Origin of the sequence: Legionella sp. W10-070, assembly GCF_900640175.1 — a bacterium.
Taxonomy (GTDB): domain Bacteria; phylum Pseudomonadota; class Gammaproteobacteria; order Legionellales; family Legionellaceae; genus Tatlockia.
In genome coordinates, this window is the sequence record NZ_CAAAJC010000042.1 from 1 (window position 1) to 8,470 (window position 8,470).

Below are 8,470 nucleotides of genomic sequence, written 5' to 3' on the forward strand. Positions count from 1 at the left end.
TTATTATTCATTTTGGCAGTTCTTTTAGTGATTTTTCGACGGCAAATCGTATTTCACTATAGAAACTGCCTTTTTTTCAACTAATTAGAAATTTCGTTCACGGAGCCTAGTATTTTTTAGGCTAATTTTATGAAAAAATGGTTTAAAAGCATCAGTTAATATTGGTTTTCCTGGAGAGTGAACTAAGGGATTTAAGGAGAAGAATGTCAATTAAGCGATTGCCAGCTTTTCTATGGGAAATAGATCCTGGTTATTTTCGTCTAAAGCAGGCAGTCAAAACCATTATAGCCATTGTGGTTGCATTATGGCTTGTAGGTGATGAACCACTTTCCACCAAGGCGATAGCAGGGGTTTCTTGTGGAATTTCCATGCAAGGTTCCTTTGCCAAAGCCTATTACTGGCGTATTGTCCAAGTGATTTCTTTCGATCTTATCTATTTCTCTTCGTTTATCCTGGGGCTTGGTGTACGGGAAACATCTGGTTTAAAGGCCGTTGTCTTTATAGTACTTGGTTTTGTTGTCAATTACTGCAGGCGTTTTGGACTACAAACCAATGTGGCACCTTTAATGGTATGGATTTTATGCTTTTTGGCTACTATTTTACCTTTGGGGTCTGCTGCAAACACCTGGAGTCACATTGAAGGTTTAATTATAGGCTTGGTGGTGTCTGCTGTCGCGGTATTGGTTGTGTTTCCTGAAAATTATTGTCGATTATTTATTAATAATTCCAACCGTCTTTTTCAGATCCTGGCGGGAGGGCTGAAAGAGATGAGGCGACATCTCCTGATCCCCCCATTTGCAATTGATTTTGAATCCCTGCCTTTTGTACGTTCCAAAGCAAGCTTAAATCGCTTACTAGAAAGTAATCTAAGCCTTGATCAAAGCGAGCTATTTAGTAGTCAGGAGAAACGTATTGGCGAAATCATTATACATCAATATGCGCTGGTGCATGCTTATACCATGATGCTGGAAGCATATCGGAATTTGATGAAGCATGGTTATCAATTGCCGCGGCCTATCAGACGATACCTTAGTCAATTAACCAGGCAACTGGTTATCTTATTTGGATCAGTCAGGATGGACAACGCTTACAAAATACGAAGTGAGGCTATCAATATTTCGCTAACTCAGCTTGGCAGGCAACTGAATCAGGAAAGGCTAACGGATCCAGAGTTAATAATGATTATATTGAATTTAAAACTTAGCTTTAACCTGTTGCGTCAACAGATTGATCAATTACAAGAGGGTGCTAATGAGGCTTAGGAATACTACCAGAATGGCGTTCCAGGCAGCTATTGCAATTACCATTGCCGAGCTGCTTGGCTGGTATTTTAATCTTGAACATGGTTACTGGGCGACATTAACCGCTATGGCATTAACCGCTCAAACCTGGGGTGAAAGTGTCAAACGTTCCTTTGAGCGGGTAACGATGACTGTATTAGGTGGTATTTGTGGAACAGTTTTATATTTTATTCTTTCTCCCGATGAGACGCTTAGTTTAGTGATCCTTCTTGGTTTTGTATTTATTACTGTTTATATGTTGTCTATTAATAACCTCATTGCCGTATTTACTTTAACGGGATTTGTTGTTTTCCTTTTTGCTTTGCTTGGCGATTGGAGTTTATTGTTGTTGAAGGAGCGAATTGATGAAACAGTGCTAGGTGCTTTGATTGCGATTGCAGTCGGTTTCTTTTTTCTACCCGTTAGAACAAATATTAATACCCTTTGGGTTGGTCAATTGGAAAAGACAAGGGCTTGTTTAAGCCTGGCATTCGTGAAATCCGGGAATACCCGGATAATTTCCAGCCAGAACCTGTATGCCGATTTTCAGGAAATTCGTAAAAAGTCGCTTTCAATCCGTTATGAAGTATTGTTTCATCGCATGAGTCTCCATGAGTTTAACCTTTTGTTAACCCACATGTCATTTTGCACTCAGTATGTAGTTAATTTGGTTGAATCTTATCAATGGTTGGTCGCTTACCTGACAAAAAAAGACAGGGAGCGTATTCATTTGGCTGTTGAGACGACACTTCGTAATCTTGAAATCATGATTGATTACCTGAAAAGCGGCAGACAACAAGCGATGCTGCCTGCGCAAGATTTGCATCAGATGCTTAGTAATTGCATCCATGAAGATCCGCAGCGTTTTACTACTTTTGAAAGTGAAGCATTAGGCTTTTTTAATCTGATGTATTTTTTTACCCATCTAAATACCCGGTTAAATGAAGTTTATCTGCTGCTTTATAAAGTAATGAAATAACAGCTACTGTCTTGATGCGCCCTTGCCCTGAGTTGCTTCTAATGTTTCCTGGTTGAATTGACCCAATTTATGATAAAATATAAGCCATTTTTTCAGGTGCAGTATCGGCATGCAAGATAACTACAATGAGTTTGAGAAACGTAAGCAAGATCATATCGAACTGGCTTTAATGGAGTGTAACCAGTCTAGCGAATTAAATACTCTGGATGCTATTTCCCTGGTACATGATGCGTTGCCTGATATCGATTTTCATGAGATTAAAATTCATAGCCAACGCTTTGGCAGGGTCATCTCTAAACCGTTTCTGGTAAGCTCCATGACTGCAGGCCATCGCGATGCAGTTAACATCAATCGTAATCTTATTGAAGCTTGTGCAGCAAGTGAATGGGCGATGGGGGTGGGGTCACAGCGTCGTGAGTTGACAGATAGCCAGGCATCTTATGAATGGAAGCTGCTTCGTCAGGATTTTCCAAGGGCTAAATTGTTTAGTAATTTAGGAATCGCACAGTTAATTACAACCCCGTTAAATCAAGTTCAACGTTTGGTTGACTCCTTGCAAGCCGAAGCGTTAATTATCCATTGTAATCCTTTGCAGGAAGCTATCCAGCCAGAGGGGACCCCTCAGTTTAAAGGCTGCTGGGAGGCGCTGGCGCAACTGGTTGAGAATTTGGTTGTTCCTGTTGTTGTCAAGGAAACGGGGTGTGGTTTTGCTCTTTCTACGTTAAAAAGATTAAATGACATTGGTGTTGCTGCTGTTGATGTTAGCGGAGTGGGCGGGACGCATTGGGGCCGTATAGAGGGGCATCGCGCAAAAGAAGGGAGCATTAAGCAAAAAACAGCAGTTACTTTCCGTAACTGGGGGATTAATACAGTGCAGAGCGTACAAAATGCGGTTTCATTTATGCCTGCATTTGAAATCTGGGGTTCAGGGGGAGTGCGGCATGGCTTGGATGCGGCAAAATTATTTGCGCTTGGTACAAGTTCTGTTGGCTTCGCCAAGCCCATGTTGGATGCAGCCCTGCAAGATTCTCAACAGGTCTATGATTTAATGACTACTATCGAATATGAATTAAAGGTTGCTATGTTTTGTACAGGTAGCCGTGTACTTAGCGAACTCAAGGAGAAGGCATGCCACTAAGCAATCAAGCAGGTCAATTATTCGAGGGCTTTTCTCGCCTGGATCGCAAAGAGCGATTTCAACGCTTATTGGAGTTAGGAGCACTTACGGTTGAAGATATTCAATATTTACAACAAGGCGGCATAAAAGATGCCGCTCTGGCGGATAAATTAATCGAAAATGTAATCGGTTATTTCCAGCTTCCTTTAGGGGTGGCGACTAACTTTCGTATTGACGGGCAAGATTATGTAATCCCTTTGGCAGTAGAAGAAACGTCTATTATTGCTGCTTTATCCAAAACGGCTAAATGGATACGGCAACAAGGTGAAATAACCACTCAGATTACAGGTGATTGTATTATTGGACAAATTCAAATAGCCAAAGTTAATGACTTCGCACGCTTTTCAGCGATTTTTAATGAAAATAAGCAGTTTTTAATTGAAAAAGCAAATGAAGAAGTCGCTTTCAGTATGGTAAAACGAGGCGGTGGCGTTGTCGATTTGCAACCAAGGCGTTTGCCTCGTCAGGATGGTGGCGAAATGGTGGTTATCCATGTCAGCATGAATACCTGTGATGCGATGGGGGCTAATATTATTAATCAGGTATTGGAATATTTAAAAACGCCCCTTGAAAATTTGACCGGTGAGCAAATCACCATGTGTATTTTGTCTAACTTAAATGATGAAAAACTGACAACTGCCAAAGTAGTTATTCGGGATGTTGATCAAGAGCTGGGAGAAAGGTTAGAGGAAGCGTCGTTATTTGCAGAAACAGATCCTTATCGTGCTGCGACGCATAATAAAGGAGTGATGAATGGAATTGATCCGGTATTAATTGCAACAGGTAATGATTGGCGGGCGGTTGAGGCAGGAATACATGCTTATGCAAGCCGCTCGGGGCAATACCAGGCAATTACCCGCTGGCGGTATGAGAGTGGTTTGTTAACAGGTGAGTTGACAGCCCCTATTATCGCAGGAACAGTAGGCGGAGTTACCGCACTTCATCCTACAGCCAGGCTTTGTTTGCGGATGATGGGTATTGAGTCCGCTAATCATTTATCCAGGGTGCTTGCTGCAGTAGGTCTGGTTCAGAATCTGGGAGCAATCAGGGCGTTATCCACTGAAGGCATTATTCAAGGCCATATGAAATTACATATTAATAATCTTCTGCTGGTTGCCGGGGCTACTGATAGTGAGTTACCTCTACTCAAGGAGCGGCTGCAATCCTGGTTAACTATCAATAAGAGAGTCAGTTTGAACAATGCTTTTGAACTGCTGACTGAGATAAGACAAGCCCAAGCAGCATCATGATAATGAATTGGCAAATCCCGGCTAAGACGTTCTTGTTAGGCGAATATGCTGCCATCGCAGGGGCTTCAGCGATTATAGTAACAACCTCCCCTTGTTTTGAAATTTCGTTAACTGCCGATGGCATTTTGCATAACATCCATCCGGATTCACCGGCTGGACAATGGTGGAGACATCATCGTCTGTTTTCTCAAGGTTTGTATTGGCAGGATCCTTATCAAGGCAAAGGCGGGCTTGGCGCATCAAGTGCTCAATTTATAGGGGCGTATCTGGCAAGTTGTCATTTATTAAACTTAGTTCCTACTTCCGAATCGCTTCTTGACGCGTATTATCAATCTGCCTGGCGCAAGGAAGGACTTAGGCCCAGCGGTTATGATATTTTGGGGCAAACACAAAATCGTTGTGTTTATATAAGCAGGCAAAATGCGTTGATGCAAGCTTATGATTGGACTTTTAAAGAGATTGCTTTTTTATTGCTACACAGTGGGCAGAAGCTGGCAACCCACTCTCATTTGCAGACAATATCGCTTCCTGGCTCAATCAATCAACTATCAGCCATTGTTGATTGCGCTAAAGAGGCATTTGAACATAAAAATAGCGAAGGACTGGTCGATGCGGTTAATCGCTATCAAAGACAACTGGAAAATCTGCAACTGGTAGCCCCTCACAGCCTGGATCATATCCACTCGTTCAGGATACAACCGGATGTGTTGGCGGTGAAAGGTTGTGGGGCATTAGGAGCTGATGTCTTATTATTAATTGTTCCAGGTACTTCCTTGAAAGCTAAAGCGGAACGTTTTATGGCTGAAGGGTGGACGGTTCTGGCGACCAGTGATGATTTATACACTGGTTCTGAATTAATGCAAAATAAACTACAAAAAACACTTGAAATTTTGTCCTAATCCGGTATGATTCCAGCCTCTTTAGGGCCGTTAGCTCAGTCGGTAGAGCAGGAGGCTTTTAACCTCTGTGTCATAGGTTCGAATCCTATACGGCCCACCATTTTGGTGGTATTTTAGTTAGATAGACGTGATCGAAATTTGTTAGTTGTAAGGGCCGTTAGCTCAGTCGGTAGAGCAGGAGGCTTTTAACCTCTGTGTCATAGGTTCGAATCCTATACGGCCCACCATTCTGGCTTGCTACCGTGTTAAAGCCAAGAAAGCAGCGATGATAATCGCAGATAAATTTTTTCACTGTGTTATGCGCTCGTAGCTCAGCTGGATAGAGTACTTGGCTTCGAACCAAGGTGTCGGGGGTTCGAGTCCCTCCGAGCGCGCCATTTAAAATCAAGCACTTAGCTATCAATCGTGTCATTAAAACCAAAACTAGAGGATTGAGAATTAGTAAATTATTCTCGATTAGACACCTTTTTAAATGCCATTATAAATAGACTTGCCCCCTAATTCCTTAACCGGAGTGTCCAAGTTAAACCATGTAAAATTTATATGGGATCGCAATTATAGATGCTGCCGCAAACTAGAATATACCCGTAGAAAGCCGCCTCGGCTACGAATGGGCCAATAATGGGAATGAGCTCTGAGACTATTACCCCTGCACACCAAGCCACGCAGCCGGGGTAAGTTGCTTCAGTTTGTTGGTACACATTTTTCATTTGATTCATAAAATGGAGTCTGTCGGGATCATTTGGATGAAGTTTAAGATACTCATTGATTGTTAATCCTTTTTCATCGGCTTTTTGTACTATTTTTGTACAAAAATTAAATATTGCTTCTTTTGCTTCTGCTGGCAATTGGGGATTATTATTTATTGCAGCTTTTACTGTAAAACATTGCTCTATATTTGAATGCGCGGCGCAGACAGACGAGCTAATTAAAGCACTTAGCAATATGGTCGATACGGCAATGCGAATTAAATTGAACTTAATCATGTGGAATCTCCTCCCTGGAAGTTAAGTAGCGGTTAAATTTTATAATTAATTCCTAGACGTAATAGGTTATTGTTAAATTTTGAGCTCACTTGATAGTCAACAGGAATTACTCCTGCAAAACTGCCTAAAGCGTTCAAATTCATACGACCTAAATCCACATAAAGATATTCCGCTTTAAAAGTCGCTCTTTGCCATACCGCGTATTCAACTCCACCACCGACCGTCCAGCCCGCTTTTGTTTTTGTCTGGCTCGCGGCTGTACGGACGCTAAATCCAGGGTTCATTGCAGGATATCGGTGGTCAAATGTCAGTTTTTCCTCACCAAATGCAGGCCCTGCAGTTACATAAACCAACGTATTTTCCGAAGCAAGCTTACCCATGCGAGCGCGTAATGTGGCTAACCAATTAAGGTTATTATCCACAGTGGTTGCGATCGCAGCAGCCATTGTTGCATTATTCGCTCCCCCAATGGCTGCATAATCCATATCGCCCTCAACCCCCAAAAGCATCCCTTCTCTTTGCCAGTTGTATCCAAATTGCCCTCCCGCCATAAAGCCAGCATTTTGGATATTCAATACGCTGGGAACAAAATTTGCATTTTGCAAAATTTGGCGGCTCTTCCCCAAATCCGGGGGCACTAATCAAGAACACAAAACTTTAACCCTTAACCTATAGTTTTCAAAATTTCTAAATCCGTAGGCACGACGCTGAATCAGCTTCATTTTGCGATGGAAGCCTTCGGTAATGCCGTTGTTTTTAGTAAACCGCCACATTCTAACCACTTCTTCCCGCCATTGGTATAATGTTTTACCTAAAGTCTTTAGTGATTCGAAAGGACTTTCCTTCAGACTGGCAACAAGTTTAAGAAAGAGGGGTATTAAACGCGTACACTGCTTGGCAGTGCGATGTTTTCGCATGAGTAGCCGATGCAATCGCTGTTTAAAGTAATAAATAGCAGCAATGACAGGTTGTTGTTGCAAATAACGTTCTCGTCTATTGAGTCGCTTTACCGTGAGATTATTGGGGTTGGTTCTCAATGCCGCCAGGAGACCTCGTTGATATTTCATTTCGGGGTCAATCTGCTGATAAGTTTGCAAACAAAATTGATTCAGTAATCGAATCACATGAAAGCGATCGGCGACAATCATCGCATTCGGAAAATAACGCCTGATTAACTTACGGTAACTGGAACTTAAATCAATGCAGACTACCTGAACTTTTTCTTTGCCTTCAAGGGTATTTAGATAGCTTTCTAAATCCTTTTCGGAGCGTCCCTCAACCACATCAAATATTTTATGTTTGGCTAAGTCACAAAAAGTCGTAGCATAACCTACTTTCCTATTAAATGAATGCTCATCAAGACCTAATACTCTGGGACATGAACGAGTAGCAAGCTTCTTATGACGGAGCTTATAACCGTAATGATACCAGCGCTCTACTGTTGATTTACCCAGCTTTAAGTCGCGCGCCAAATCTTTTTGACTCACTCCTTTGCTATGGTAGTGAAACACCTGTTTACGTAAACTCTCACTGGCTCTTTGATATTTCCCTATCCCCGGAAAACGCTGATTAAAATAACGACCACAAGCAGCACAATAATATTTATGAGCCTTGATACATAAGTAACTGCGGCGCAATCCAATCGACTCATGGCGTATGCGTCTTATGAAACTATCTTTTTTTCGTAACTTTTTATTACCACAATGAATACATCGAACAACACTACGATACGTGACTTCGATAAAAACTGGATTCTCTCCACTCACCTTTTTAATAGAATATCCCGGTAAATTTAGGATACAATCTTTCTTGGGCATCTTAATCTTCCTTTTGACCCTCAAATCAAAGGGTTAGTCTATACTAACTTGATTAAAGTGCCCCCTTAATTGGGGTAGAGCC

General features: G+C 41.8%; 8 protein-coding genes and 3 tRNA genes. 8 read left to right on the plus strand and 3 right to left on the minus strand.

Annotated elements, in window-relative coordinates:
• Window positions 1-203: 203 nt before the first annotated feature.
• From E1O65_RS12045 to E1O65_RS12080, 8 genes are all read left to right on the plus strand, one after another.
• Window positions 204-1,262 carry a hypothetical protein gene (locus E1O65_RS12045; protein WP_133133843.1) on the plus strand — a complete coding sequence of 353 codons (1,059 nt, stop codon included), beginning with the start codon at window positions 204-206 and terminating at the stop codon, window positions 1,260-1,262.
• Between the two features lie 13 nt (window positions 1,263-1,275).
• The gene (locus tag E1O65_RS12050) at window positions 1,276-2,259 is read left to right on the plus strand and encodes an FUSC family protein (RefSeq protein WP_165474968.1); all 984 of its coding nucleotides are present in this window, start codon (window positions 1,276-1,278) and stop codon (window positions 2,257-2,259) included.
• A gap of 109 nt (window positions 2,260-2,368) precedes the next feature.
• On the plus strand, window positions 2,369-3,397 hold the full coding sequence (gene fni, locus E1O65_RS12055) for a type 2 isopentenyl-diphosphate Delta-isomerase (RefSeq protein WP_133133845.1): 1,029 nt from the start codon (window positions 2,369-2,371) through the stop codon (window positions 3,395-3,397).
• Complete coding sequence (locus E1O65_RS12060; RefSeq protein ID WP_133133846.1) at window positions 3,388-4,686, plus strand: hydroxymethylglutaryl-CoA reductase, degradative; 1,299 nt, start codon at window positions 3,388-3,390, stop codon at window positions 4,684-4,686. The genes fni and E1O65_RS12060 overlap by 10 nt, the downstream gene beginning before the upstream one ends.
• A complete protein-coding gene (locus E1O65_RS12065; RefSeq protein ID WP_242601607.1) occupies window positions 4,683-5,585 on the plus strand; it encodes a hypothetical protein in 903 nt (300 codons plus the stop codon). The genes E1O65_RS12060 and E1O65_RS12065 overlap by 4 nt, the downstream gene beginning before the upstream one ends.
• A 24-nt stretch (window positions 5,586-5,609) precedes the next feature.
• A tRNA-Lys gene (locus E1O65_RS12070) sits at window positions 5,610-5,685 on the plus strand.
• 51 nt (window positions 5,686-5,736) lie between these two features.
• Window positions 5,737-5,812 (plus strand) — tRNA-Lys (locus E1O65_RS12075).
• A 73-nt stretch (window positions 5,813-5,885) separates the two neighbouring features.
• Window positions 5,886-5,962, plus strand: a tRNA-Arg gene (locus E1O65_RS12080).
• Between the two features lie 162 nt (window positions 5,963-6,124).
• Here E1O65_RS12080 and E1O65_RS12085 read toward each other — a convergent pair.
• The 3 genes from E1O65_RS12085 to E1O65_RS12095 form a co-directional block, all read right to left on the minus strand.
• Window positions 6,125-6,571: a hypothetical protein gene (locus tag E1O65_RS12085; protein ID WP_133133847.1), complete on the minus strand. Its 447-nt coding sequence runs from the start codon at window positions 6,569-6,571 to the stop codon at window positions 6,125-6,127.
• 32 nt (window positions 6,572-6,603) lie between these two features.
• Window positions 6,604-7,122, minus strand: a complete 519-nt coding sequence (locus tag E1O65_RS12090; RefSeq protein ID WP_165474969.1) for an outer membrane beta-barrel protein — start codon at window positions 7,120-7,122, stop codon at window positions 6,604-6,606.
• 90 nt (window positions 7,123-7,212) lie between these two features.
• Window positions 7,213-8,388 (minus strand): ISL3 family transposase, encoded by a 1,176-nt coding sequence (locus E1O65_RS12095; RefSeq protein WP_133133849.1) that lies wholly within the window; start codon window positions 8,386-8,388, stop codon window positions 7,213-7,215.
• Window positions 8,389-8,470: the final 82 nt, after the last annotated feature.

What these genes read in the sequence shown, in the direction of transcription:
- E1O65_RS12045 (WP_133133843.1), top strand. Translation starts at nt 204, where the DNA reads ATGTCAATTAAGCGATTGCCAGCTTTTCTATGGGAAATAGATCCTGGT.
- E1O65_RS12050 (WP_165474968.1), top strand. Translation starts at nt 1,276, where the DNA reads ATGGCGTTCCAGGCAGCTATTGCAATTACCATTGCCGAGCTGCTTGGC.
- fni (WP_133133845.1), top strand. Translation starts at nt 2,369, where the DNA reads ATGCAAGATAACTACAATGAGTTTGAGAAACGTAAGCAAGATCATATC.
- E1O65_RS12060 (WP_133133846.1), top strand. Translation starts at nt 3,388, where the DNA reads ATGCCACTAAGCAATCAAGCAGGTCAATTATTCGAGGGCTTTTCTCGC.
- E1O65_RS12065 (WP_242601607.1), top strand. Translation starts at nt 4,683, where the DNA reads ATGATAATGAATTGGCAAATCCCGGCTAAGACGTTCTTGTTAGGCGAA.
- E1O65_RS12085 (WP_133133847.1), bottom strand. Translation starts at nt 6,571, where the DNA reads ATGATTAAGTTCAATTTAATTCGCATTGCCGTATCGACCATATTGCTA.
- E1O65_RS12090 (WP_165474969.1), bottom strand. Translation starts at nt 7,122, where the DNA reads ATGGCGGGAGGGCAATTTGGATACAACTGGCAAAGAGAAGGGATGCTT.
- E1O65_RS12095 (WP_133133849.1), bottom strand. Translation starts at nt 8,388, where the DNA reads ATGCCCAAGAAAGATTGTATCCTAAATTTACCGGGATATTCTATTAAA.